Annotated in this window: 23 protein-coding genes and 1 pseudogene; 22 read left to right on the top strand and 2 right to left on the bottom strand. The window is 38.8% G+C overall.

The annotated features are described in order from the left end of the window. Positions 1 to 14: 14 nt before the first annotated feature. From ACQKMF_RS09495 to ACQKMF_RS09435, 13 genes and pseudogenes are all read left to right on the top strand, one after another. The gene (locus ACQKMF_RS09495) at positions 15 to 1,310 is read left to right on the top strand and encodes a class II aldolase/adducin family protein (protein WP_427572763.1); all 1,296 of its coding nucleotides are present in this window, start codon (positions 15 to 17) and stop codon (positions 1,308 to 1,310) included. A gap of 119 nt (positions 1,311 to 1,429) precedes the next feature. Next, complete coding sequence (locus tag ACQKMF_RS09490) at positions 1,430 to 2,191, top strand: DeoR/GlpR family DNA-binding transcription regulator (protein WP_101221779.1); 762 nt, start codon at positions 1,430 to 1,432, stop codon at positions 2,189 to 2,191. 402 nt (positions 2,192 to 2,593) lie between these two features. After that, positions 2,594 to 3,493, top strand: coding sequence for an ABC transporter ATP-binding protein (locus ACQKMF_RS09485; RefSeq protein ID WP_402942269.1), 900 nt, complete (start codon positions 2,594 to 2,596; stop codon positions 3,491 to 3,493). Then, on the top strand, positions 3,486 to 4,736 hold the full coding sequence (locus ACQKMF_RS09480) for an ABC transporter permease (RefSeq protein ID WP_260357420.1): 1,251 nt from the start codon (positions 3,486 to 3,488) through the stop codon (positions 4,734 to 4,736). Before ACQKMF_RS09485 ends, ACQKMF_RS09480 begins: the two co-directional genes overlap by 8 nt. 133 nt (positions 4,737 to 4,869) lie before the next feature. Beyond that, a complete protein-coding gene (locus tag ACQKMF_RS09475) occupies positions 4,870 to 5,172 on the top strand; it encodes a hypothetical protein (protein WP_402942272.1) in 303 nt (100 codons plus the stop codon). A gap of 277 nt (positions 5,173 to 5,449) precedes the next feature. Continuing rightward, positions 5,450 to 5,608 carry a hypothetical protein gene (locus ACQKMF_RS09470; protein WP_260357422.1) on the top strand — a complete coding sequence of 53 codons (159 nt, stop codon included), beginning with the start codon at positions 5,450 to 5,452 and terminating at the stop codon, positions 5,606 to 5,608. Between the two features lie 117 nt (positions 5,609 to 5,725). Then, entirely contained in the window at positions 5,726 to 6,292 is a 567-nt protein-coding gene (locus tag ACQKMF_RS09465) for a hypothetical protein (RefSeq protein WP_427572759.1), read from the top strand. A gap of 147 nt (positions 6,293 to 6,439) precedes the next feature. Further along, entirely contained in the window at positions 6,440 to 6,592 is a 153-nt protein-coding gene (locus ACQKMF_RS09460; protein ID WP_098373080.1) for a YfhD family protein, read from the top strand. 664 nt (positions 6,593 to 7,256) lie between these two features. Further along, positions 7,257 to 8,144 carry a S8 family peptidase gene (locus ACQKMF_RS09455; RefSeq protein ID WP_402942276.1) on the top strand — a complete coding sequence of 296 codons (888 nt, stop codon included), beginning with the start codon at positions 7,257 to 7,259 and terminating at the stop codon, positions 8,142 to 8,144. 272 nt (positions 8,145 to 8,416) lie between these two features. Further along, positions 8,417 to 8,607, top strand: a pseudogene (locus ACQKMF_RS09450) (nucleoside transporter C-terminal domain-containing protein); the annotation flags it as partial. A 436-nt stretch (positions 8,608 to 9,043) separates the two neighbouring features. After that, a complete protein-coding gene (locus ACQKMF_RS09445) occupies positions 9,044 to 9,382 on the top strand; it encodes a metal-sensitive transcriptional regulator (RefSeq protein ID WP_402942967.1) in 339 nt (112 codons plus the stop codon). A gap of 16 nt (positions 9,383 to 9,398) precedes the next feature. Continuing rightward, a complete protein-coding gene (gene copZ, locus ACQKMF_RS09440; protein WP_076368959.1) occupies positions 9,399 to 9,605 on the top strand; it encodes a copper chaperone CopZ in 207 nt (68 codons plus the stop codon). A 102-nt stretch (positions 9,606 to 9,707) separates the two neighbouring features. After that, the gene (locus ACQKMF_RS09435; protein WP_402942969.1) at positions 9,708 to 12,095 is read left to right on the top strand and encodes a heavy metal translocating P-type ATPase; all 2,388 of its coding nucleotides are present in this window, start codon (positions 9,708 to 9,710) and stop codon (positions 12,093 to 12,095) included. A gap of 185 nt (positions 12,096 to 12,280) precedes the next feature. Here the strand turns inward: ACQKMF_RS09435 and ACQKMF_RS09430 are convergent, their stop codons facing one another. Further along, on the bottom strand, positions 12,281 to 12,784 hold the full coding sequence (locus ACQKMF_RS09430) for a DinB family protein (RefSeq protein ID WP_402942278.1): 504 nt from the start codon (positions 12,782 to 12,784) through the stop codon (positions 12,281 to 12,283). A gap of 596 nt (positions 12,785 to 13,380) precedes the next feature. On the opposite strand from ACQKMF_RS09430, the gene ACQKMF_RS09425 reads away from it, so the two are divergent. The 3 genes from ACQKMF_RS09425 to ACQKMF_RS09415 all read left to right on the top strand — a co-directional run bounded on the left by ACQKMF_RS09425 (position 13,381) and on the right by ACQKMF_RS09415 (position 17,668). Next, complete coding sequence (locus tag ACQKMF_RS09425; RefSeq protein WP_101221785.1) at positions 13,381 to 14,301, top strand: patatin-like phospholipase family protein; 921 nt, start codon at positions 13,381 to 13,383, stop codon at positions 14,299 to 14,301. A gap of 1,069 nt (positions 14,302 to 15,370) precedes the next feature. Further along, positions 15,371 to 16,669, top strand: a complete 1,299-nt coding sequence (locus ACQKMF_RS09420) for an MFS transporter (protein WP_402942281.1) — start codon at positions 15,371 to 15,373, stop codon at positions 16,667 to 16,669. A 21-nt stretch (positions 16,670 to 16,690) separates the two neighbouring features. Beyond that, the gene (locus ACQKMF_RS09415; protein ID WP_402942283.1) at positions 16,691 to 17,668 is read left to right on the top strand and encodes a 2-hydroxyacid dehydrogenase; all 978 of its coding nucleotides are present in this window, start codon (positions 16,691 to 16,693) and stop codon (positions 17,666 to 17,668) included. 217 nt (positions 17,669 to 17,885) lie between these two features. Here ACQKMF_RS09415 and ACQKMF_RS09410 read toward each other — a convergent pair whose 3' ends face one another. Continuing rightward, the gene (locus ACQKMF_RS09410) at positions 17,886 to 18,053 is read right to left on the bottom strand and encodes a Spo0E family sporulation regulatory protein-aspartic acid phosphatase (protein WP_402942285.1); all 168 of its coding nucleotides are present in this window, start codon (positions 18,051 to 18,053) and stop codon (positions 17,886 to 17,888) included. 472 nt (positions 18,054 to 18,525) lie between these two features. On the opposite strand from ACQKMF_RS09410, the gene ACQKMF_RS09405 reads away from it, so the two are divergent. From ACQKMF_RS09405 to ACQKMF_RS09380, 6 genes are all read left to right on the top strand, one after another. Beyond that, entirely contained in the window at positions 18,526 to 20,268 is a 1,743-nt protein-coding gene (locus tag ACQKMF_RS09405; RefSeq protein WP_402942287.1) for an alkaline phosphatase D family protein, read from the top strand. Between the two features lie 70 nt (positions 20,269 to 20,338). Then, positions 20,339 to 20,551 carry a twin-arginine translocase TatA/TatE family subunit gene (locus tag ACQKMF_RS09400; RefSeq protein WP_096338675.1) on the top strand — a complete coding sequence of 71 codons (213 nt, stop codon included), beginning with the start codon at positions 20,339 to 20,341 and terminating at the stop codon, positions 20,549 to 20,551. A 147-nt stretch (positions 20,552 to 20,698) separates the two neighbouring features. After that, the gene (tatC, locus tag ACQKMF_RS09395; protein ID WP_402903739.1) at positions 20,699 to 21,400 is read left to right on the top strand and encodes a twin-arginine translocase subunit TatC; all 702 of its coding nucleotides are present in this window, start codon (positions 20,699 to 20,701) and stop codon (positions 21,398 to 21,400) included. 581 nt (positions 21,401 to 21,981) lie between these two features. Next, positions 21,982 to 22,614, top strand: coding sequence for a YitT family protein (locus tag ACQKMF_RS09390; protein ID WP_402942289.1), 633 nt, complete (start codon positions 21,982 to 21,984; stop codon positions 22,612 to 22,614). A 371-nt stretch (positions 22,615 to 22,985) separates the two neighbouring features. Further along, positions 22,986 to 24,398: an amino acid permease gene (locus ACQKMF_RS09385; RefSeq protein ID WP_427572753.1), complete on the top strand. Its 1,413-nt coding sequence runs from the start codon at positions 22,986 to 22,988 to the stop codon at positions 24,396 to 24,398. A 168-nt stretch (positions 24,399 to 24,566) separates the two neighbouring features. Then, entirely contained in the window at positions 24,567 to 25,013 is a 447-nt protein-coding gene (locus ACQKMF_RS09380) for a hypothetical protein (protein ID WP_402942291.1), read from the top strand. Positions 25,014 to 25,067 lie beyond the last annotated feature (54 nt).

Raw genomic sequence — 25,067 nt, 5'->3', positions numbered from 1 at the left:
AGGAGTGATAAAGTATGAATGAAAATCTGCATCCAGCCGAACAAATTGTTATGATCATGGAACGTGTCTATAAATATGGCATGACAACAATTTCAGGAGGAAACCTTTCTATTCTAGATGAAAATGGTGACCTTTGGATTACTCCATCGGGAATTGATAAAGGGGCATTAACCATGGATGATATCATGTGCGTCAAAAAGGACGGTACATTCATAGGGAAACATAAACCATCGGTAGAGCTTCCTTTTCATCAAGGAATTTATGAAGCAAGGCCCGATATAAAAGCTATCGTACATGCACATCCCCCGGCTTTGGTTTCCTTTAGCATGGCTCGTAAAGGACCAAACCCAAAGTTGCTTTTACATGCATATAAGAGTGTAGCAGATTCCCTTCAGGTTGCACCCTATGCGATCCCTGGAAGCGACAAATTAAAGGAAAATATTTCGGCTGAATTTGCAAAAGGAGGGGATGCGGTCATATTGGAGAATCATGGTATTGTGGTAGGGAAACCCACTATATTTGATGCCTTTATGTTGTTTGAAACACTTGAAGATACTGCTTGTATGGAAATAAATGCAAGGAATATAGGGAAACCATTTGAACTGACCGAACAAAATTTACAAGAAATAGATTTATATAAAGCGGATAAATTAACACAGATAGAAATGAAGCACCATTCTGTCGAAGAGGTTTCTTGCCGTCAAGAAATGATCAGGTTATTGGAACGGTTATATGATCGTCAGCTTTTTACAAGTATCTCAGGCAGCTTTTCAACCCGCCTTAAAGATGGCTCTATTTTAATCACGCCTTCTCAACAGGACCGTAAATATATTAAGGAAGATGAATTGGTTCTGATTCATCAGGAGTATAGTGAAGAAGGAAAGGAACCATGTGAGTTTTTTGAGCTTCATCAAAAAATATATGAGTTAAACCCGGAGCTTACATCCGTAATCATTGCGAACCCAAGATTTTTAATGGCCTATGCTGTGACAGATGTTAAATATAATACACATATAATTCCAGAGGCCTACATTGTTCTTCGGGATATAGATAAAGTGCCTTTTGGAATGGGGGAAAATCATAATAGAATGATTGCAGATAAACTAGCAGAGGATAATCCTGTCCTATTAATTGAAAATGGGTATGCAGTTGTCTCAGGAAAAAGTTTACTGAGTGTATTTGATAGGCTAGAAGTAGCTGAATATAGTGCAAAAGCATTGGTGTACGCTAAAAGTATTGGCGAAGTAATTGATATTAGTGATGAAGATATTGAAGAAATTATTGAAGGTTTTAAGCTAATTGCCAAATAACCATATCAATGAAAAAAGGCAGTTCCTAAGCTCTCTATTTATATAGAGGGCTTTATATATGTTACAATACAAAAACAAACAAAAGTAAACAAAGATTATATAGATAGGAGAAAGTTGGTATGCTTGTAGCTCAAAGACACCAAAAAATTGTCGAACTCGTAAATGAACGTTCGAGTATTCGTGTTACAGAATTAAGTGAAATCTTTTCAGTAACAGAGGAAACAATCCGACGTGATCTCGAAAAGCTTGAGAAAGAAACAAAACTAAAACGCAGCCACGGCGGTGCCGTTAGCCTGCAAGAAGATGATTCGGAAATCCATTTTTCCGAAAGAGTGATAACAAATGTCAACGAAAAAAAAGTGATAGCATATGAAGCGGCAAAGCGGATAGTGGAAGGTGACAGGATTATTTTAGATGCAAGTACAACTGCCTGGTATATGTCAAAAGCCTTACCAAACATACCGCTAACGGTTATTACCAATTCCACCAAAGTGGTGATGGAATTGAGTAAAAAAGAAAAAATAGAGGTTATTTCAACCGGGGGAAGATTGCTGTCAAAGTCTTTATCATTTGTTGGTCCGATAGCAGAGAAATCATTAACGATGTATCATGTCAACAAAACGTTTTTGTCTTGCAAGGGGATTCACTTAGAAGAAGGACTCAGTGATTCTAATGAAGGGCAGGCTTTATTAAAAAAGAAAATGATCGAAAGGTCGGATGCAGTGATCCTGATGGTGGATTCCTCAAAGTTTGGAAAAAAGGCGTTTTCATTAATCGTTCCGCCTAGTGAAGTGGATGAGGTCATTACGGATAGAGAAATAGATGAAGCATCAAGAAAATTGCTTGAAAAAAGAAATGTAAAAGTAACGATTGTAAAATAAAATAGAATCATTAGCGACAGTTGGGAAATGTGTCCTTTAAAGCGAGCAATCTATTATAGAGGTTGGGTATCTTTACGGTACCCAATCTATTTTTATTATTGCCTCGTTTCCAAAAAAAAGGGCTTTCAGTTTAGTAACATGCTTGCGTTAGGGAAAGGCAGGAGACGTAAGGGGTTGTGAATATTACCAATAGGAAGGGAAAGGGGGTTTTGTCTTAAGTTTCGCAGAAAAAATACCATTAGGGTAAAGGGCAAACGAAAGGGCAGACGTGAAACGTTAATTTTTTCTGGAAATTTACATATAATCGAAGGGAAATAGATTTATTCGGTACTTGGTGATAGTTGAAATTGGAAAACATTTCCGTTAACATATAATAAGAATCATATTTTAGGAGGTTGTGCATTGGCTTTGCAAATCAAAGAAGTTACGAAAAAATTCGGGGAATTCACAGCTGTAAACCAGCTTGATTTAACTATTCCCGAGAAGGAAATGTTCGGTTTTTTAGGCGGGAACGGAGCAGGGAAAACGACTACGTTCCGGATGATACTCGGCCTGCTAGACCCCACTGAAGGGGAAGTTGTCTGGGATGGTAAGAAAATCGATTATACGACCAGTTCAATAATTGGCTATCTTCCTGAGGAACGCGGACTATATCCAAAACTGAAGGTGCGCGATCAAATTGTGTATTTGGCTAGATTAAGAGGGATGAACAAACGGGATGCTTTGAAAGAATTGGAGTATTGGCTGGACCGCTTTATGGTACCCGAGTATATCGATAAGCGAGTTGAAGAGCTTTCAAAGGGAAATCAGCAAAAAATCCAGCTGATCGCCTCGATGATCCATAAACCTGAATTACTTATCCTTGACGAACCCTTCAGCGGACTGGATCCAGTGAATGTGGAAATCCTGAAGAAAGCTGTCATTGACTTAAAGGACAGCGGCACGACGATCGTTTTCTCGAGCCATCGCATGGAGCATGTCGAGGAGATGTGCGAGCATCTTTGCATCATGCATAAAGGTTCCCCTGTTGTGGCTGGAAAATTAAAAGAAATCAAGCGTTCTTTTGGTAAAAAGAATGTCTCAATTAAAGCAGATTTTGATCTATCTTTCTTGGATAATTATTCAGGTGTAACAAAAGTCAAAAACACGATGGAAGGGAAAATTCTTCAAGTCTCTGGTGAAGATGTGGCTGAGAGCATGCTACGTGATCTTGTTCCAAGAGGTTTCGTCCGGAAATTCGAATTGGAAGAACCATCGCTGACGGATATTTTCATTGAAAAAGTAGGTGCCGTCTATGAATAAATTTTGGATTGTCCTTTCCCATACATATCTATCAAAATTAAAGACGAAATCCTTTATCATTTCTACAATCATTATGATGGCACTGATTCTCGTTCTTTCGAACCTTTCGAATCTTATTGATAAATTCGACAGTGATGAACAGGAAAAGGTTGCCGTTATCGATCAGACTGAAGGCAGCTTATTTGATCCTTATAAAAAAGCGGTAGCAGGTGTGAACGATGACCTATCGATAATATCCGCCCAGGATGAAAAGCAAGCGGAGGAAATGGTCAGCGCGGAAGAAATCGTTGGATATTTGATAATCGAAAAGGATGAAACCCTCGGCTTCAAGGGAACGTATAAAGCGAATCAAATTTCAGATTCTGCGGTAAGTAATGATTTGCTTTTAGCGCTAACCCAATTGAAGGGTCAAATAACCGCGAAGGAATTGAATTTGACAGAGCAGCAAATCGCTCAATTGAATACGCCGCCAGCATTTGATACGATTGCGCTTCAGAAAAATGCAAAAACGGAAGAGGACCTCAATCAAGCACGAGGTCTCGTGTATGTTCTCCTATTCGTCATTTACTTCGGTGTGTTGATGTATGCAACGATGATTGCAATGGAAGTAGCCACTGAGAAAACATCACGAGTCATGGAAATCCTGATTTCAAGTGTCCCGCCAGTCACACAGATGTTTGCCAAAATAATGGGTGTTGCTTTACTTAGTCTTACTCAAATGATTTTATTTTTTGGGGTGGGCTATTTCTCCATTAAACAAAACTTGACGGGTATGGACGAAGGATTCTTTTCATTTTTCGGTTTCGGCAGTACCGATATCTCAACGATCATTTATGCAATCATCTTCGCTTTGCTTGGGTATTTTCTGTACGCGACTCTTGCGGCATGCCTTGGGTCCGTTGTCAGCAAAATTGAAGATGTCCAGCAAATGATTTCACCGATGACCATGTTAGTTGTCATCGCCTTCATGATTGCGATGTTTGGACTGGGGAATCCGTCAGCCAGTTATATTACGATCACATCATTCATTCCATTTTTCACGCCTATGATCATGTTCTTGCGTGTAGGGATGCTTGAAGTTCCATTCTGGGAAATCGCCATCAGCATTGCAGTCTTGATCTTAACGATTGTTTTACTTGGAATAATCGGAGCAAAAATCTATCGGGGTGGAGTCTTGATGTATGGAAGCTCAAAATCACTGAAAAGCATCAAGAATGCCTTGCAATTATCCAAGAAAAATTAACATGAAACCTGGATCCTTCATTTGGAGGTATTCAGGTTTTTTTAAGATAATAATATAGGAACGAAAAGTAGCATAGATATAAGGGAACATAAATATATTCCATTTATGCAACCGCGATTAGGAGTGAATTATTATGAGCAATATGGTAACGTTGACGATAGCTTCAGAAGCGTTTCTCTTGCTATCCTTCATCATTATTATTTTATCAACCAAGAATCCGAAAAGAAATGTTCTCTGGGTCATCCTGTTCATCATTGGAGCTGCACCGCTTTTATATTTAGCCATAGATCATGTGAAAAACGACTATATGGATGCAAATATCGGATTGGGCCTTGCCTTTATGTTTACCTGGATATATAGCGTAGTAGCCTTTATCATTGCCATCATTCTTTTAGTGAAAAAGAAAAGGGATAATAATATTTCAAAAGAACAGTAATATTCCCATTATCCAATCAAGTTCCGGTTTTAAATTAGCTTTTTTGGATTTGAGGATATATGGGTTCCACATTTACGTTCTTAAGAGTGGAGTCCAAACTTCTCGATCATGGTAATGTCTTAAAAATATGGAGGTACCCCTTAAAGAAGTATCACCAAGCCAATACGAAAAAGGGTTGCCCTAAAAGTCATTTTACTGACTTTTAGGGGCAACCCCTTTTTTTGTTTTTAAATCCTTTTTAAATCAATGAAAATAAATGTAAAGCAGGTGAGGGTTAATGAACACACTATTGTTCGTAACAGATTTATACTATGAAGCAAAAGGAAGAAATTATTATGAGGAGGTTTGTTCCTTACTTCGAAGCTTAGAGAAGATTTTAAGTTGGGCATTTGTCATCCTGAAGACACTGAAACGTTTGAAAAAGATTTTGACTTAATAGTATTTCGAAATGCTGGTCCAGTAGCGAATTTTAAGGATACGTATCAAGCATTCCGCAATAGAGTAGTTTCTGGATATTCTGAAAACATACAATTCATTTAACGGAAAGGCTGATATGAACGGGAAGGAATACTTAATTGAACTAACGAATGCTCAATTTCCTGTTATTCCAACTATAGAAACTCTTGATTCTTTAGATAAACTCCCTAATGTAAAGACGTATATTGTAAAGCCGAAAGATGGTGCAGATTCAATCGGTTTGGAATTTGTAACGAAAGATGAATTGATAGATAAATTTGATCCAGAATCAAAAAACACATTAGTACAACCATTTATCAACTTTGAGTATGAGGTTTCATTTTATTTTATCGATAAAGAATTTCAGTATGCTCTTTATGCACCAGATAAAGAGCAAAGATGGGAATTAAAAGAATATTCACCTACTGAAGAAGAATTAACTTTTGCTAACAAATTTATTGAATGGAATAATCTTGATTGGGGGATTCAACGAGTTGATGCTTGTCGGAATGAACAAGGTGAACTTTTATTAGTTGAATTAGAAGATTTAAATCCCTATCTTTCCTTGTTAGAATTATCTGATGAAACACTGAAGAACTTTGTAGAGGCAATGAAAAAGTCATTACTGAAAACTCTTCAGCTTAAATTTGAATTTTTCTTATAGAACTATCAGGTGCGTAGTAGTAAAAGAAGGAGCAGTCCCAAAAAAATTTTATAAGGAAAAAAGTCGTTCATGAACAAATCTAAAGATATATAAATGTGATTCTTAGCCATACTAATAAAGATTAAAATATAGTTAGGAGGCAATATTATGGGAAGATCAAACAATCAAAAATCATCTAGCAGAAAAAAATCATTAGCTCAAACTCCCAATAACTTAAAAATCGAACCGGATCGTGTGAATGAAGAGTTTTCACGTGAGCTAGGTGAAAGTGCGAAAATAAGAGCTACAAGACCTAAATGATACTACAAAAAAAGTGAAAGATACGGATTGATTACATTCTTTTTTAAAATTTTAGTAAAACAAATCGCGCTGTTTTTTAATAATTTCTATATAACCAACCTTGCGTTTGTTGAAGAAGATGTTTCACAAGGACCCTATTAATATGGTCCTTTTTTCTTTGTGAAAAATCAACAGCATTTAACCAGTGCCTTTAAATAAAAAAATGTGGCTATATTGGTTATTATAATGGAAGTGCAAAAGCTGCCGAGGAGGTAGCTTTTTTTCCTTTCCAATAAGGTCGTTTATGTAATTACTATTTTTGCTAAGGTTCTGATGATTATAGATTTCCATTTCTTCTTTTTACTAAGGATTTGTAAACGGTGATATATCTACTCCATCTCAATTTTCTTTAGTAAACTAAAATATCAAATTAGACTAAGGTTTATAGCAAAAGCTTGTCTCCATTCATAGGATAAAGAAAGGCTGTAATCAATGTTATTGGATTCAGCGTTCCTAAACGGGTTTTAAGTGTGGATTCCCCTCAATGGTTATTACAAAAGGAGGTGTTTCTTCCCGTCTTAGGGTAATATGAAGGGAGAGGCTAGAATTGCCAAATGTTCAATTAGTACCCTTCCAAGTAGAAGGAGTAACAGAAAATACCTTGGAAGTTCCACGAGGTATTAGAATGATTCGTGCACGCTCTATTTGGAGAGAAGGGTTTAAGGGTGAGAACATAGTAGTAGCCGTAATCGATACAGGATGCCAGTCAGATCACCCTGATTTGATTGATCAAATTATTGGTGGATATAATTTCACGGACGATTATTATGGTGATCCTGTCAAATTTGCCGATAATAACGGACACGGGACTCATGTTTGCGGAACCATTGCAGCAGCAGAAAATGGTTTTGGAGTTGTAGGTGCAGCACCTAAAGCGAAGTTGCTGGTACTTAAGGTTTTAAATGGATCAGGAGAAGGAACAACAGAAAACATTACGTCAGCAATTAATTACGCTGTCAATTGGACAGGTCCTAATGGCGAAAAAGTACGGGTTATCTCGATGTCATTAGGGGGACCGGATAATGATCCGGCCTTACATTCGTCGATTATAAACGCCGTTCAATCTAATATAATGGTCGTGTGTGCCGCGGGAAATGCAGGCGATGGTAAGGCCGAAACAAACGAGTACAGTTATCCGGCTGCATATCCGGAAGTTGTGGCAGTAGGCTCAGTTGACCGGCGTGAACGTATTTCCAGATTTAGTAATTCTAATGGTGAAGTGGATTTAGTAGCCCCTGGGGAGAAAGTTGTATCAACCTTTCCTGGTAACCAATTTGCCGTCTTATCAGGTACGTCCATGGCTGCCCCACATGTGTCAGGGGCTGTTGCGCTTTTGATAAATAAATTTGAAACAATACTTGGCCGTAAATTAACAGAGTTAGAAGAATTTAATGAACTCATAAATAATACAGTTTCGCTGGGCAAACCAAAGACTCAAGAAGGGCATGGAATGCTGAAACTAAATCACCAGAAATTAGAAAATATAAAAAAAGTTTTAAGGGAGTTTAGGTAGCCTTAAGATAGAGAACAGAAAAGTATATGATCCTAATTTCATTGCATATTGTGTTGGGAAATCGGATACAAAGTGATACAAACCCTCTGGGAGTTAAAGGTTTTTTTTTGTAAATTTATTGCTTATTAAACTACTATGAAAATAAAACTCTAGGTCTAACAAGCTGAAATTTTTTTAAACCTAAAAAGCTTCTTCAAAGTTTGAACTCTACAGTAGCCGCCTACTTATAACTTTCTATATTTCTCTGGCACTCTGGAATCGAATAAAGGAACGCAGTGGCAGTTACGTATCTCACCTCATTTGCCAATTTCAGTACAGTTGGCATGATTTGATTTATGGTACGTTCAATTCTATCTTCTATGATGAAAAATCGCACATTATCGGAAGGAATGTTTGGAAGCTGTTGCTTAGCGGCATGGCTGTCTCCTTGTTAAGTGCTATGATTGTTGGATTATTTGTTTGATAACCAATAAAAAATATATTACTTTTTTGTGTATTCAACTAAAAGGTGTGGAGTAAGAACATCCTTTATTTGAAAACAAACATATCTATTAATTTCGGTGTGTTAACTATGCAATTTTAAAACAGACAACCAACTAAAAAATTGAAATCCGTTAAACTTTATCGGGATTATGCCAGCGTAGGGTATTAAGATCCAAAAACACTCATTTCTCCGGAGATGAGTGTTTTTATTTGCATCCTTAGTAGACTCATGTAGTTCATCCTTTTTTGTTTAGCTTCGCATGGGGTATTTTGTGTGTAATTTTGTTAAACAGACTAAGGAATAGATATACTTAAAAAGCAAAGAATAAAGAAATATTGACACAATAGCTTTTTTCTTTTCATAGGATAGGAGGGTATGGTATATTAATTTCAAGGAGGGATGGGAAATGGATGAAATGTTGAATGATGAAGATTCTGTGAATGAAGAAGAATGCTGTACGACCTCTTCCCACGGCCGAAGAAGTCATCACTCAGAAGCAGTAAAAAAGAATTTAACGACCCGGTTAAATCGAATTGAAGGTCAAATTCGCGGTATAAAGGGTCTTATTGAAAAAGATACGTATTGTGATGATGTGATTACCCAAATAGCAGCTACACAAAGCGCGATGAATAGTGTAGCCAAGATATTATTGGAAGGCCATCTAAGGAATTGTGTGGTCGAACGCCTGAATGAAGGGGATACAGAAGTTATAGATGAAGTGCTTGTAACGATACAAAAATTAATGAAAAAATAAAGGAGTAGATGTTGAAATGGAAAATGTAACATTGAGTGTAAGTGGAATGTCTTGTGGTCATTGTGTGAATGCAGTTGAAGGGAATGTAGGAAAACTTGCAGGTGTTGAAAGCGTAAAAGTACATTTGGACGCAGGAAAAGTCGATGTAGCTTTTGATAAGGAAAAAGTATCACTTGAGAAAATAAAAGAAACAATCGATGATCAAGGCTACGATGTCGAATAAGTCATGGGAGTGCTGTTAAGCACTTTTTTTTACAAAAAAATATACCCCATAGCGGTATAGGAAGGCGGGGATGATGTGAGCGGCCAAATAAAAGAAACAACAATGCAGATTACAGGAATGACTTGCGCTGCCTGTGCAAACCGGATTGAAAAAGGGTTAAACCGAATGGAAGGCGTTGAGGAAGCCACCGTTAATTTGGCTCTTGAGAAATCGGTCATTAAATATGATACGGAAAAATTAAGCAACAAGGACTTTGAAAAGAAAATTCAAGATCTTGGTTATGATGTAGTAAAAGAGAAAAAGGAATTTACGATTACGGGCATGACCTGTGCTGCCTGTGCTAACCGAATTGAAAAAGGGTTAAATAAGCTGGATGGAGTAAGCATGGCCAATGTGAACCTTGCGCTTGAAAATGCGACAGTCGAATATGATCCTTCCGAAGCCTCCCCAGTTGACATCATTCAACGGGTGGAGAAGTTAGGGTATGGGGCGATCATCAAGGAAGATAACACGGAATCCGTGGATTTCCGTCAAAAAGAAATTCAAAAACAAAAGAATACATTCATTCTTTCGGTCATATTATCATTTCCATTGTTATGGGCGATGGTAAGTCATTTTAGTTTTACTTCGTTTATTTATATGCCTGATTTCCTCATGAATCCTTGGGTGCAAATGGCATTCGCCACCCCTGTGCAATTTCTGATTGGAAAGCAGTTTTATGTTGGGGCTTATAAAGCCTTGAAAAATAAAAGTGCCAATATGGATGTATTAGTCGCAATGGGAACATCCGCTGCCTATTTTTACAGTGTTTATCAGGCGATCATATCGATGGGATCCCATCACAATACGGCACAACTTTATTTCGAAACTAGTTCGATTCTTATCACCCTCATTCTATTAGGGAAGCTTTTTGAAGTAAAAGCAAAAGGACGTTCTTCCGAGGCCATCAAAAAATTAATGGGGCTTCAGGCCAAAACGGCACTGGTGTTAAGGAACGGGGAAGAACGCGAAATACCACTTGAGGAAGTCATCGTGGGAGATACGATATTGGTGAAGCCGGGTGAAAAGATCCCTGTCGATGGAGAAGTAGTCGAAGGGAACTCTGCCGTTGATGAATCCATGTTAACGGGTGAGAGCATTCCGGTGGATAAAACAAACGGGGATACTGTGATCGGTTCAACATTGAATAAGAATGGTTTTCTCAAAATGAAAGCGACAAAGATCGGAAGGGATACAGCTCTTTCTCAAATCATAAAAGTGGTTGAAGATGCTCAAGGGTCCAAAGCCCCGATTCAACGTCTTGCTGACCAAATTTCCGGTGTCTTCGTTCCCATTGTTGTCGGAATCGCCCTTTTAACTTTTCTGGTTTGGATGATATGGGTTAACCCTGGAGAATTCACACCAGCTTTTGAAGCGATGATTGCAGTGCTAGTCATAGCCTGTCCATGTGCTTTAGGTCTGGCCACTCCAACATCCATCATGGCAGGATCAGGTCGGGCCGCTGAATTCGGTATTTTATTTAAAGGCGGGGAACACTTGGAAACCACACACCATATAGATACGGTCATTTTGGATAAAACGGGAACAGTGACAAATGGCACCCCAGTGCTGACCGATGTCCTCATCGAGAACGGTATGGAAGAAGAACAGTTTTTATCTCTAATCGGCGCAGCTGAAAAACAATCTGAACACCCTCTTGCGCAATCAATCGTTCAAGGAATTCAAGCAAGACAGATATCACTTGCTGCGATTGAGGAATTTGAAGCGATTCCTGGATACGGCGTGAGAGCTGTAGTGGATCAAAAAGTGTTATACGTCGGAACGCGTAAATTGATGAAGCAAAATAACGTGGATATTACTAATGCCCTAACAGCGATGGAAGCTTTTGAAGAGCAAGGGAAGACAGCAATGCTCGCTAGCATTGAAGGTGAATATGCAGGCCTCATTGCCGTTGCCGATACGATAAAAGATACCTCGCTAACGGCGATTAAAAGGTTGAAAGCAATGGATATCCAGGTCATCATGATAACCGGGGATAATCAAAGGACAGCAAATGCCATCGGCAAAAAAGTCGCCATAGACCATGTGATTGCAGAAGTCCTTCCTGAAGGAAAAGCTGAAGAAGTGAAAAAATTGCAGGCCGCCGGAAAAAGAGTGACAATGGTCGGAGATGGGATAAATGATGCTCCCGCACTGGCACTAGCCGATATAGGGATGGCTATAGGAACCGGGACGGACGTGGCCATGGAGGCTGCCGATATCACTTTGATCCGGGGGGATTTGAACAGTATTGCAGATGCAATCGTCATGAGCAGGAAAACGATGCGAAATATCAAACAAAACCTATTTTGGGCTTTTGCCTATAATGTAATCGGGATACCAATTGCGGCAATCGGACTGCTTGCACCATGGTTAGCTGGTGCTGCCATGGCTTTCAGTTCTGTATCAGTCGTATTGAATGCACTTCGCCTTCAACGGGTAAAGCTCTAAAAATCATGTAACATATAATGAAGGCTATGGTACTGACTGAATATGAACATATCACGAACGTTTGGATTTTCATATAATAAAAGCCGATGATTCCTTGGCAAGAGGATCATCGGCTTTCATCTGAAATGAGCGGTGCTTTAGTATGTTTACAGAGATCATGTTCCGTCGAGATTGCCATGCCGAGTTTATTTTAAACAGTAATATACATAATCCGTTGGTGCGCCATGCTCGCCTTGTTGATGGAGCATCGCTGACACATTACCGCGATGATAGGTCCCATGATTCACTACATGATGGACGAGGTCTGCAAGTACAAACTCACAAATCCCCATTTTGGGATGTTCAGTTACAATCGTCTGTTCGAGATCAGACTGTGAAACAAGAAAATTTTCATAATCCTTTGCAAGTTCATCATAGCAGGATTCAAGTTCATTTATCGAGACTCCGTCCACTTCTTTCCGCCGCTGTTCAACTTTCTTAAAAGTTTCTTGAATTGTGCTTCCTTTCATTATCTCCAACCAGGTAATATCTGTGGCGTAAAGGTGAACAAGGACTTCCTTTATGGATGGAAAGACACTTTTTATCGTGTCGCCATAGACTCCTTCCGGTAATTGTTTTAAGTTTTGGAACACTTGCTGATTAGCCCAAACGTGGTAATCATACATTTTCCTTGCACGGTTCATTTCCATTTTTTCACTCCTTCAATTGTTACATATCCTTTTCGACATAATTTAAAGAATACCTTTTTCAAAAGTTGCTTCCTATCTGATAATTTGTCCATGCAAAACTTCGTTTTAGACATACCATGTTAATAGATGCTATCCTACTATTGTTTTTACGTTTATTACCATCAAAGTTGCGTTAAGGGAGTCTAACACCTTTTAATAATATTGCAGTAGAGCCTGTGTAAATGATTAATGGTTTCTCAAGTAGAGAGTCCAAAGACATGTAATAATAAAAGTTGTAAAAAAAAGTAAAAATGATAGATATGCAACCAATTGATCGAGGTTGAACGGTTAATCATGCGAACAACCTGAAAAGCTGGCAAGGTCAAAGAACATGATATTACGGAAGTTGTGTTGGAGATTGAAAAACACAACCATGAGAATCTAGATACTGTTAGCGAATTAATTTATTAGAAAAATAGAACCGTCTTCCATCGATGTCAAGCACTTTTAATCTTTAACTGACGTGGATGATTTTCGGGTTTCAAGAGTGTGAAAATTCGCTTTATTTGAAAGTATTGTTAATAATTATAATAACTCTTATCGAGGGGTGGAAAAAAATGAAAGCAGATGCCGTTTTTGAAGGTGGGGGGGTCAGGGGAATTGCTTTTATTGGAGCGATTCAAGCAATGGAAGAGGAAAAAGTAGAATGGGAAAGACTCGCTGGGACATCAGCAGGAGCAGTAATCGCAGCTCTTTTGGCCAGTGGCTATAAAAGCCATGAAATTAGAGAACGGTATAGTGAAATCAACTACTCAAAGATGCGAGGCAGGACAATTCTAAATCGAATTCCCGTTTTTGGCTCCTTTTTGGAACTTATGGTTCACCTTGGGATTTATAAAAACGACTATTTGGAAACGTGGGTGGATTCTCTTCTTTCAGAAAAAGGGATTAGGACATTCGCGGATCTTCCAGATGGAAAGTTGAAGATAATTGCGTCTGATGTTTCGAATGGTCAGATGCTTATTTTGCCAGATGATTTGGAACGCTATGGGATGTCTCCTGCTGATTTAAAAGTTTCAACTGCCGTAATGATGAGTGCCTCTCTACCATTTTTCTTCCGTCCGGTTATTTGGAAATCAAAAGACCGGAAAAAATCCTACATTTTAGATGGTGGTTTACTTAGTAACTTCCCGATATGGATTTTCGATACAGACAATCCTCGCTTTCCAACATTCGGATTCCATTTTGTGAAAGATGAAGTTAACATAGATCCGGTAATACCAACGCCAATCCACCTTTTCAAAAATATATTTAAAACGATGCTTCAAGCCCATGATTTACGACATATGAACGAAGAAACGATTGAACGCACGATTCAAATTCCTACTGGCGGCATCAACGCAACGGACTTTGAACTGAATGAGGATGAAATCGACTTTCTCTATAAATCAGGCTATACTTCTGCAAAAGAATTTTTGTCTGAGTGGGATTTTGAACAATATAAGCACAAACGGATGCAACGAGTAAAAAATAAGTAGGAGAAACATTACCCTATCGTTTCAAAAGGGTGAAAGAGTGGGACAAGGAGCTGTTACAACGGCTCTTTTTCTTATTGAACTAACGATCAATAGTTTAATATGAGGCATAGTTGTCTTGAGCTTAAAAGCAATAAATGGAAATGCGAAATCATAAAAAATTAACAAGAGATATTATTTTAGAATTTTTTAAATGGATAAACGGAAATAAAAGATTAAAAAAAGAAAACAACGTTGGAAGAAATATATACCATAAATGAATTCCCTTACCAGATTCAGGAGATGGATCAATCGAATAAATCGTTTCCGCAATAAATTATGAAATTCAAAAGATCCTAAAAGGAGAAGAGATAGGAGGAACTTAATGTCACTGTGAGGAACGGATGATAAGCCAGCCTTTCATTCCTCTTTAAAAAATATTGAGAAAAAATATAGTTGTAGTAAATGTGCGAAGGGATGGGATCTCCAAAACAAATGAAAACAGTATTCAGGGTGCTTTTCAGGAAGTAGTGGAAGCTCCGTTAACCATCCCAGCTTCCATTAAGATATTGTAATACCAATAGAAAAGTGGATTCAGCAGCGCCAAGCGAACAATAATGTCCCACTTATCTGGTAAACTACATACTGCTTTATCAGGTACGTCTATGGACGTCCCGAATGTATCAGGAGCGCTTGCTTATATTATAGAAAAGTAATAAAAAACGTCTCTAAGCCTTTCCGGTAGCAAAGCCAGAGATGGAAATGGATCGTGGGCTAAAGTTTGTTATGATTTTACTCTCAAAAAAACGGTCTATCAATTTTTCCCCACTTGGCATAAAACGTTTGCTAGGAATATAATCCTAAAAATAAGAATAAAGATTGACAATCCCACATCCTCATAATACGATACTTTACAGAATAAATAGAATTTTCTTTTTATTTTTTTGTCACAAAACAAAAACCGAGTTTTATATTATAAAACAATAACAATAACCTCCTTGTATATACATATTCTCCAAGCGTAACTCTGTCTTTTTCTAATTTTGGAAGCGCTGCCAATTATGGCGTTTTATATAACAAGGGGGGATAAGGTATGGAAGCAAGAATGGAAACAAAGCAAGAAAAGCCATTAAATATTGGCCGGAAATTTCGCTGGACCGTCGTCATCTGGTTATTGATTGGGGGTATAATCAACTATCTAGATCGGGCCAACCTCTCCATTGCAGCTCCCGAAATGATGAAGGATCTCGGACTGAGCGTGACCGAAATCGGATTATTGGGAACCTTTTTTTCTTGGAGTTATGCATTAATGCAGCTTCCTTCCGGCTGGCTGATTGATCGGTTCGGGACCAAAAAGGTGTATACAATTGCGCTTATTTGGTGGAGTGGTGCGACCATTTTAACCGGAGCCGTTCATAAAATGAGTTCATTTATTGCTGCACGGATTTTACTTGGAGTGGGAGAAGCACCGTGTTTTCCGACAATGGCTAAGATCACTTCGTATTGGTTTCCTAAAAAGGAACGAGGCTTGGCAACTGGAATTTGGGATTCTTCGTCCAAATGGGGACCAGCCATTGCACCGCCAATACTCGTTTTCATCATGGTGACTTTTGGATGGAGAGCGCTGTTTTATATAACGGGTGTGGTCGGCATCATCTTCGCAATCGGTTTTGTTATTTTTTATAAAAATCCTGAAAAAAGCCAAAAACTTTCCAAGGAGGAATTTGATTACATTAAGTCGGAAGGTGGTGGAGTGGAGCAAGGCATTCAATCATCAAAAATAAAATGGGGTTCGTTATTCAAATATCGAAGCGTGTGGGGGATGATTCTGGGCTTCTTCTGTACCATTTGGATCTGGAACATTTTCCTTGTCTTCCTTCCCCTTTATTTGTTTGATGTCCATCATGTTTCAATTAAAGAAATGGGTATATATGCTGGTATTCCTTGGCTTGGCGGAATCTTTGGCAATATTTTCGGAGGATATCTTACTAAAAAATGGGTTGACAAGGGAATTACTACACCTATTAAAGCAAAGCGAGCCTTAATTAGTATATGTGCCATCTCGGCCGCTATTGTTGTATGTGCAGTACCAGTTGCCAAAGGGCTCGCAATTACCTTAACATTACTGACTCTTGCACTTTGTTTTATTTCTGCCATTACTGGAAGCGCTTGGGCACTTGCCGGTGACATTGCTCCTCCTTCCATGGTTGCTTCCGTAGGTGCAATTCAGAATTTTGGCGGTTATTTTGGTGGAGCCTTTTCCCCTGTTGTGGCAGGCATGATAGTGGATGCAACTGGTTCTTACTCTCTTGCCTTTATATCTGGTGGTTTAATCGCCGGATGCGCCGCAATCTGTTATTGGTTTATTGTAAAACATCCTATTCAAGAATAGGATAATTGAGGAGGACATAAATTGAAGCCAAAAGTGTATATAGCAAGACCAGTACCGGCCGAGGTAGAGGCATTTATTTCGAAGTATTGCCAGTATGATAAATGGAACGGCCCTGAACCCATTACCAGAAGTCAACTGTTAAAGCAAATTTCTGATGCGGAGGGACTGCTCATCACCGGAGAAAAAATAGATGATGAATTTCTGGACCATGCACCACGTCTAAAGGCTGTCAGCAATATCTCGGTAGGCTACAACAACTTGGATCTAGAGGCAATGAAAAAGAGAAGCATAATCGGTACAAATACACCTGGTGTTCTCGATGAAACCGTGGCAGATTTAGCTTTAGCCTTAATGCTCTCAGCAGCCCGTCGTATACCGGAAATGGACAAGCTTGTAAAGGATGGCAAGTGGGGAAATAAAGGCGATGTACCCCTCTATGGCGTTGATGTTCATGGGAAAACATTGGGCATCATCGGTATGGGGAGGATTGGGGAGTCAATTGCAAGACGAGGAAAATTCGGTTTTAACATGGAAGTTTTGTATCATAATCGGAGAAGAAAATCCGAAGTGGAGGAAACGCTCAATACAACCTACTCCTCTTTAGAGCACCTTTTAAGAGAATCAGATTTCGTTCTATTAATGGTCCCGTATACTCCGGAGACGAGGCATCTTATGGGACTGGAGCAATTCGCGCTGATGAAAAAATCTGCGATCTTTATCAATACATCCCGCGGTCAGACGGTGGATGAAAAGGCCCTCATTGAAGCACTGCGAAATAAGGAAATCCTTGCAGCCGGTTTGGATGTATTTGAAGAGGAACCCGTATCGCCTGACAACCCGCTTTTAGCCATGCCGAACGTGGTTACCCTGCCGCATATAGGTTCGGCTACTCACCAAACAAGATTTGATATGGCCATGCTTGCGGCGGAGAATCTCGTTGCAGCGGTTACCGGAAGGAAGGTAAGCAATATTGTCCCTGAATTGAAAGGCCTTAAGTAAAATTGACAAACTAAAATATTAGGTTGTCCATGACAATTTAAAAGAATCGTTGATAAAAAAGGCATCCATTTAATTTGGATGCTTTTTAATGGGGAGAAAGAAAACGAGTTGTTTAAGTAATAGAAATATGCTGCATGACCAAAGTGACGATTATCTGCAGTTGTAATGATTCCCTGAAGTATTACTAGAAGTATCAAATCAGGTTTTATTCCTGTTTTTAAACATATTCTAAACCAATCGGTTCTTTTTGAACCCCGAGTAAATTCAACAGTTTATCTAATTCCTGGCTTATATGTAATGTTTGTGGGGCAGTAAATCCATAGATCAATCCAGTGGTTATTAGTTCTTTCCTCAAAATCTCAATTTTTTCATATAATGCTTCCATACTTTCCAATCCAGAATCCCTCAAGTACTTTCATATTTTGTTATGAAACTATTATTACATAAATTAGGATGTTTTTAAACAATAAGTGAGTATTCACTTATAAAATATTATTCAAGCATTCGAACAAGAATTTTAGTTCCCGGAGAATGTATAAGGAATCATAAATGATGATTGGCTTTCTATAAGATTATTAAAATTTTTTAATTGTAAAAACAGCCCATGGAAGTTATTTGTAACGATTAAATAAATGATTCATTAAGAGAACTAGGCTGAAAGACTGTCGTTATATGTAAATCTTTGTAGGGCTATGTAAATGTATGAGTGAATTTAAACTTTCTTTGTTTTCAATAGGTGCCATTAGTCCTGCTTAAAAATTCCTAATTGGAAATTTATTGATTTACACATCTTCATACACCTTTAAAAATGGCCTTCTATACTTGAACCAGATTCAAATAATAGGAGGGAAAGATCAATGAATAATGAAAGAGCAATGGATGATTTAATTAAGAATTGGAGCGAATTAGGTAAGAATATGGACCGCCGAAACTTTATCCAGGGAGCAAGTAAGCTTGCCGGACTTTCATTAGGTCTTGCCCTTGCCCAATCAATGGGCGGAATTGAAGTGAATGCTGCCCCGAAATTCAGTGATTATCCATTTACTCTCGGTGTAGCTTCAGGTGATCCACTCTCGGACAGTGTAGTTTTATGGACAAGGTTGGCACCTGACCCGTTGAATGGCGGAGGAATGCCAAACGAAGCCATTTCCGTTAAATGGGAAGTGGCAAAGGATGAGAATTTCCGAAAGATTGTCCAGCAAGGCAAGGAAATAGCCAGGCCGGAACTTGGCCATTCCGTTCATGTGGAAGTAAGCGGGTTGAAACCTGATAAGGTTTATTTTTACCGTTTTAAAAGCGGAGGGGAAGTAAGTCAGACTGGGAAAACGAAAACTCTTCCCCCAGTAGGTTCAAGTGTTTCGAGCTTGTCATTCGCGTTTGTTTCATGCCAGCAATTTGAGCATGGGTATTATACGGCCTATAAACATTTGGCAAAAGAAGATCTGGATATTGTCTTTCACCTTGGCGATTACATATATGAATATGGACCAAATGAATATGTTTCTTCTTCAGGTAATGTCCGTGTACATAGTGGTCCGGAAATCATCACGCTTGAGGATTATCGAAATAGATACGCACAATACCGCTCTGATACCCATTTAAAGGCGGCACACGCAGCTTTCCCATGGGTAGTGACTTGGGATGACCATGAAGTTGAAAACAATTATGCAAATGTCATCCCGGAAAAAGGACAATCGGTAGAAGCATTCATCAAGAGAAGGGCTGCCGCCTATCAGGCTTATTATGAGCATATGCCCCTTCGTAAATCATCTTTGCCTAAGGGAGCGGATATGCGGTTATACCGAAATTTCACATATGGCGACCTGGCTTCTTTCTTTGTATTGGATTCGCGCCAATACAGGGATGATCAGGCAAACGGTGATGGAAGTTCACCGCAAACGTCTGAGTCTCTTGATCCGAAACGGACATTGCTAGGTCCAGAGCAGGAACAGTGGTTAACTGACAATCTATCAAAATCAAAAACGAAGTGGAACGTTCTGCCTCAGCAGATTTTCTTTGCACAAAGGAATTATGGAACACCAGCAGCTCCCAAATTCAGCATGGATTCCTGGGATGGTTACCCGGCTGCACGCGATCGTTTAATTGAAGTAATCAAAAGAAACAATCTGGAAAATCTAGTCGTGTTGACTGGTGATGTACACGCAAGCTGGGCAGCCAATTTAAAGGCGGATTTCGATGATCCAAATTCAAAGATTTTCGGTGTGGAGTTTGTCGGCACATCCATCACATCTGGTGGAAATGGAGCGGATAAGCGTGCGGATACGGATAAAATACTAAGTCAGAATCCACATATAAAGTTCTTTAATGATTACCGGGGATATGTCCGATGCAAAGTAACACCAGAACAATGGAAGGCTGACTATCGTGTAGTCCCATTCGTGACAGAACCAGGTGCGGATATATCGACAAGAGCATCCTTTGTTTTTGATAAGGATCAATCAGGGTTGCGAAAGGTTGCATCAGCAGCGGTTATGGAAGGTGTACAAAAAACGAACGAAGTCGAGGAAGATCGGACACGTGCCCATAATCGCGCACATGAAAAACAAAGAATGAAAAGTCAGGGGAAAGTGACCAATTGATAGGGAACCATTATGAAGCTTGACAAGGATATAGCGAAGAAAAATGAGAAGATCAGAGGAGTGAATAAGAATGCTTTCAAATATAGGAATACCTGGTTTGGTGATTGTACTCGTGATTGCACTGATTATTTTTGGACCGTCCAAACTGCCGGAAATAGGCCGTGCATTTGGCCGGACATTGTCCGAATTCAAAAGTGCAACAAAAGGATTAGTGAATGATACAGAAAAAGAGGATGAAAACGAGAATAAAGCTGCGTTAAGAGCTGTTAAAAAAGAGGGATGAAGTAAATGAGATATAGCGGGCGGAAAGACTCGCCTGCTTCTTTTCATGAAAAGAGTTCGAGGGGAAGTGCCTTTTGCTATAGTGCAAGAAAATGTCTTAGAAGGAGGAGTGAAAGTGGAGAGTAAGGATTTACACGTTATTGAGCATATGGAGGAACTCCGAAGCAGAATCATTAAAACACTGATAGGTTTTGTGGCTTTTTTCATAGTGAGTTTCATATTCGTACAGGATATTTATGAACTGCTCATTAAGGATTTGGAAGGAAAGCTTGCCGTGCTCGGTCCGAGTGAGATCCTATGGGTTTATATGATAATCGCTGGGGTTTGCGCAATAGCTGCAACGATTCCGCTGGCAGCCTATCAGTTATGGCGCTTTGTGGCTCCAGCTTTGAAACCGGAAGAAAGAAGAGTTACATTTCGTTTCATACCTGGGCTGTTCATTTTATTCATCACAGGTATCTCATTTGGATATTTTGTATTGTTTCCAATAGTGTTGGGTTTCCTCACTTCCCTATCGGCCGGGCAGTTCGAGATGATGTTCACTGCGGAAAAGTACTTTCGGTTCATGATTAATTTGATCTTACCTTTCGGAATTTTATTCGAGATGCCGCTTGTGGTCATGTTCCTGACCAGATTAGGGATCATCAATCCAGCCGTGTTGAAAAAGTCTCGTAAGATTTCTTATTTCGTCCTGGTCATAATCTCGATCCTGATTACGCCTCCAGATATAATTTCGGACATTTTGGTTATCGTCCCTTTGCTTGTGCTTTATGAAGTGAGTGTACAGCTGTCCAATATGGTTTATCGAAAAAGGCTTATGAAAGATGAGTCAGCATTACCTGTAACATGAAAATGATAATCACGACCTATTGAATAAATCATTTCTTAGGAAATAGTTAGTGGAACACTAAAAAGTTGAGGGGCATATCCCTCAACTTTTTTATTGCGGAATAATATTTGTTGGAAATAATCGGGAAATTTTCTTTTCATTTGCCTCCTTACATTAATGCTTTTCCTATCTATTTTGTTAGGATTTTGTTGGTGTCATCTTCGAACTATGTCCATTGAAGCGAGCATTATAAGATGACTTCTCGATGTACTACCTGTGGAAATTTAGTTCATTCATTCAGATAACTTTGTACAGAACCTCTACAATGTCTAAATGGTGTTGTGGTGAACAAGGAAATCTTCAACTTTTAAGGGGGATGTTTTATTTTATTTATTAGAAGGAGAGAGGATTCTGGTTAGCGAATTCTTCTAATCACTTGAACAAAAATATGCACCCTACGTAAAATCATTCAAAAAATATCGAAAGGGATAAGGGTCGAACAAATTGGTGTAAGAGATGAATGTGTATCTTATGGTTCAAGTATAAATATATATTTAGGGGGGAAAGCATTATCAAAAAACAAATGGGATGGTGAGAAGTTTATGAAGGATTTGATGAAAATCATCGCAGGAAACATTTCCATGACCTTTGCCTATGCTTATTTAATCGTTCCAAATGAAATTATCAATGGTGGGGTAACTAGTTCGGCATTATTATTGAATGCATTATCGGGTTATAACATTGCCATGCTAGCCAATTTCGTTACAGGGCTACTGTTAATCATTTGTTTAGTTTTTCTAGGGAAAGAGTACTTTTTTAAGTCGATCGTAAGTTCCCTTAGCTATATGGTTTTTTTTAATTTTTTTTATTCATTGAAGATTAATTTCGATATGAATATCGCATTAGTGATTATCATTTCGTCGATTTTGATAGCGATAGGATATTATTTATGTATAACAGCAAATGCCTCCACTGTTGGTTTTGACGTGATAGCCTTAATTTTGCATCATAAAAATGAAAAAATTGATATTGCAGTGACAATCAGGATCATTAATCTTATAGTACTCATACTGGGCCTTCTTGTTTACGGCTTTACTTCGATTGTTAAGGGAATAGCGTTTACATTGTTTTTTTCATTTCTTCTAAAGAAAATGCTGGATAGAAAGCAGAAGGCCGTAAAGTCAGCAGTGGAAAGTGTGTGGGATGAAACCTCCAAGGTTAAAGAATTAAAATGAAAAAATTGCCGACTAACTGGAGACCGTTTGTTGTATTTAATAATTTTCATTTTGTTATCTAAATATTCTGATTTTTAAATTGACTTTAAAAAAATGAGAGTGTATTATACACATAGAAAGTGGTACTAACATCATGACGTAGTGATGTTATATCTGCTTCGAATTTCAAAATAGCACTAAGGAAGGAGGAACAGTGATATAGAATCTTAATTTCATAGTCATCTCCTGTGTTGTTTTTAAAATGCCATGTTTCCAAGTTCCCACTATCTTTGTGAAATTGTAAAGAACAGGCGATAGAAAAGCCCTGTTTTTACATTCAAGTAGCGATTATGTTAGTTGATTCCCCAAAATATTGAAAGTTGGGTGAGGGTATGAAACATCAACAGGAAGAACTGAAACCAGGTCTGAAACAAAGACATTTAACGATGATATCTTTGAGTGGAGTCATAGGCGCTGGTTTATTCGTAGGAAGCGGTATCATAATTGGTCAAACGGGCCCCGGGGCGATATTATCATATGTTTTGGCGGGCTTGATCGTTGTTTTAGTCATGAGGATGCTTGGGGAAATGGCCACAGTTAATCCCAATACTGGATCTTTTGCCGTTTATGCAAGAGAGGGGATAGGTGAATGGGCCGGTTTTACAACAGGTTGGTTATATTGGTTCTTTTGGGTTATCGTAATTGCTTTGGAAGCAACTGCTGGAGCAGCAATCATACACAGCTGGCTTCCTTCCGTCCCCGTCTGGGTCATAAGTCTATCATTGATCATCCTATTGAAAATGACGAATATTTTTTCCGTAAAATCGTTTGGTGAATTCGAATACTGGTTTTCAATCATTAAAATAATCAGTATCATACTATTTTTGTGCCTGGGTGTGGCAGTGATATTAGGGTTTATCCCAACGATAAAACCACCTGGCACTTCGAATCTTTTAAATTTTGGCGGTTTTATTCCGAACGGGCTAAGTTCTGTGCTTGTTGGCGTTGCCATTGTTTTTCATGCATTTGTTGGAGTGGAGATTCCAGCGATTGCCGCGGGTGAGACCAGTGATCCGGTAAAATCAGTTAGAAGTGCATTGAATAGTGTCGTTTGGCGAATCCTGATTTTCTATATTGGATCCATCGCGATACTAGTGACGCTATTACCCTGGAATTCGGCTTCTCTGCTGAAAAGTCCATTTGTTGCCGTCCTTGAATTATTGGGTATCCCTTCTGCTGCACCGATCATGAATATAGTGATTCTCATTGCATTGCTATCCTGTTTGAATTCGGGATTATATACGAGTTCACGAATGTTATTTTCACTTGCACAAAAGGGCGACGCTCCAAAGGTATTTTCAAAAGTGAGCAAGAACGGCGTTCCTATATTTGCTGTAGTCGGCTCTACTTTATTTGCCTTTATCAGCACCATTTTCAGTTATGTTTCACCTGATAAAATCTTTTTCTTTTTAGTGAATTCCTCAGGTGGAGTCGGAATTCTTGTTTATCTGGCCATTGCGGTTTCCCATCTCCGATTAAGGAAGAGAATGGAGAAAGAGAATCCCGGAATTTTCAAGATCAAGATGTGGTTATTCCCATATTTGACTTATGCAACCATAATTTCCATGATCTCCGTGTTGATATTAATGGCCTTTATCGATTCGCAGCGCCCACAGTTTATCTTTACCATGCTATTTAGCTTGATCGTTATCTGTTCATTCTTTTTCATTCGAAGAAAAAAAGCGAAGTCCATGGAGAATGAATTGAATATTGTTTCTGGTTCCCCTAATTCTGAAAAGTTATAGCTTTGGCTCTATACATTATAAGGCAATTCTTCTTTTGCTTCTAAGGAACTCCTCAGACAGAATTCTTCAATCACTAATCAGCTAGAATATGATTCCCATAGAAAAAGAGAGTTGTGCCATTAAGTGCTTGGTGCCATCTGTCCTTTAAATCATGAAGGAGGGATTATATTGAATGGTTTCCGTGTAATAACTTATGGGGCTGTCCTTGGAGCCATATTGCTGTCAGGCTGCAACAATTCGGCTGAACCGGACGAGGCTCAACAGGAAAATAGTCCAGTCATGAATGAAAATCCCGATTCAAATACGGGTGAAACCCAGGTTATTAAAAATGGTGTCGGCGATGTGATTCGATCCATAAAAGGATTGGATTCTGAAATAAGTATGGAGGCGGATTCAGAGAAAATTCAAGAATTGGGAAAAGAGATCAGTTCTAATTGGGATTCGATAGAAAAGCAAGTGGAGGATGATTACCCAAATTGGTATGAACGGATTGAGAAAAACCTTTACCCATTAATTGGGGAGTCAGGGAATCCGGATAAGGACCTTGAAAAGATGAAACGACTCTCTGAAGCTACTAAAAAAGATCTTCAGTTATTTTTGGAAGAAGTTAACTGAATTTTTTCTATAGCCGGGTTTAGCATGTTTGGTGATTTTTGAGGAGGTAAGGAT

This window comes from Peribacillus sp. NPDC101480 (genome assembly GCF_050277335.1).
Lineage (GTDB): Bacteria > Bacillota > Bacilli > Bacillales > DSM-1321 > Peribacillus.
Note: the sequence above shows the minus strand (reverse complement) of the source record. Positions and strands in the feature narration are given on the sequence as shown.

What these genes read in the sequence shown, in the direction of transcription:
- ACQKMF_RS09480 (WP_260357420.1), top strand. Translation starts at nt 3,486, where the DNA reads ATGAATAAATTTTGGATTGTCCTTTCCCATACATATCTATCAAAATTA.
- ACQKMF_RS09495 (WP_427572763.1), top strand. Translation starts at nt 15, where the DNA reads ATGAATGAAAATCTGCATCCAGCCGAACAAATTGTTATGATCATGGAA.
- ACQKMF_RS09405 (WP_402942287.1), top strand. Translation starts at nt 18,526, where the DNA reads ATGAATAATGAAAGAGCAATGGATGATTTAATTAAGAATTGGAGCGAA.
- ACQKMF_RS09470 (WP_260357422.1), top strand. Translation starts at nt 5,450, where the DNA reads ATGAACACACTATTGTTCGTAACAGATTTATACTATGAAGCAAAAGGA.
- ACQKMF_RS09385 (WP_427572753.1), top strand. Translation starts at nt 22,986, where the DNA reads ATGAAACATCAACAGGAAGAACTGAAACCAGGTCTGAAACAAAGACAT.
- ACQKMF_RS09455 (WP_402942276.1), top strand. Translation starts at nt 7,257, where the DNA reads ATGATTCGTGCACGCTCTATTTGGAGAGAAGGGTTTAAGGGTGAGAAC.
- tatC (WP_402903739.1), top strand. Translation starts at nt 20,699, where the DNA reads ATGGAGGAACTCCGAAGCAGAATCATTAAAACACTGATAGGTTTTGTG.
- copZ (WP_076368959.1), top strand. Translation starts at nt 9,399, where the DNA reads ATGGAAAATGTAACATTGAGTGTAAGTGGAATGTCTTGTGGTCATTGT.
- ACQKMF_RS09460 (WP_098373080.1), top strand. Translation starts at nt 6,440, where the DNA reads ATGGGAAGATCAAACAATCAAAAATCATCTAGCAGAAAAAAATCATTA.
- ACQKMF_RS09445 (WP_402942967.1), top strand. Translation starts at nt 9,044, where the DNA reads ATGTTGAATGATGAAGATTCTGTGAATGAAGAAGAATGCTGTACGACC.
- ACQKMF_RS09390 (WP_402942289.1), top strand. Translation starts at nt 21,982, where the DNA reads ATGAAGGATTTGATGAAAATCATCGCAGGAAACATTTCCATGACCTTT.
- ACQKMF_RS09435 (WP_402942969.1), top strand. Translation starts at nt 9,708, where the DNA reads ATGCAGATTACAGGAATGACTTGCGCTGCCTGTGCAAACCGGATTGAA.
- ACQKMF_RS09490 (WP_101221779.1), top strand. Translation starts at nt 1,430, where the DNA reads ATGCTTGTAGCTCAAAGACACCAAAAAATTGTCGAACTCGTAAATGAA.
- ACQKMF_RS09400 (WP_096338675.1), top strand. Translation starts at nt 20,339, where the DNA reads ATGCTTTCAAATATAGGAATACCTGGTTTGGTGATTGTACTCGTGATT.
- ACQKMF_RS09420 (WP_402942281.1), top strand. Translation starts at nt 15,371, where the DNA reads ATGGAAGCAAGAATGGAAACAAAGCAAGAAAAGCCATTAAATATTGGC.
- ACQKMF_RS09465 (WP_427572759.1), top strand. Translation starts at nt 5,726, where the DNA reads ATGAACGGGAAGGAATACTTAATTGAACTAACGAATGCTCAATTTCCT.
- ACQKMF_RS09425 (WP_101221785.1), top strand. Translation starts at nt 13,381, where the DNA reads ATGAAAGCAGATGCCGTTTTTGAAGGTGGGGGGGTCAGGGGAATTGCT.
- ACQKMF_RS09475 (WP_402942272.1), top strand. Translation starts at nt 4,870, where the DNA reads ATGAGCAATATGGTAACGTTGACGATAGCTTCAGAAGCGTTTCTCTTG.
- ACQKMF_RS09410 (WP_402942285.1), bottom strand. Translation starts at nt 18,053, where the DNA reads ATGGAAGCATTATATGAAAAAATTGAGATTTTGAGGAAAGAACTAATA.
- ACQKMF_RS09430 (WP_402942278.1), bottom strand. Translation starts at nt 12,784, where the DNA reads ATGGAAATGAACCGTGCAAGGAAAATGTATGATTACCACGTTTGGGCT.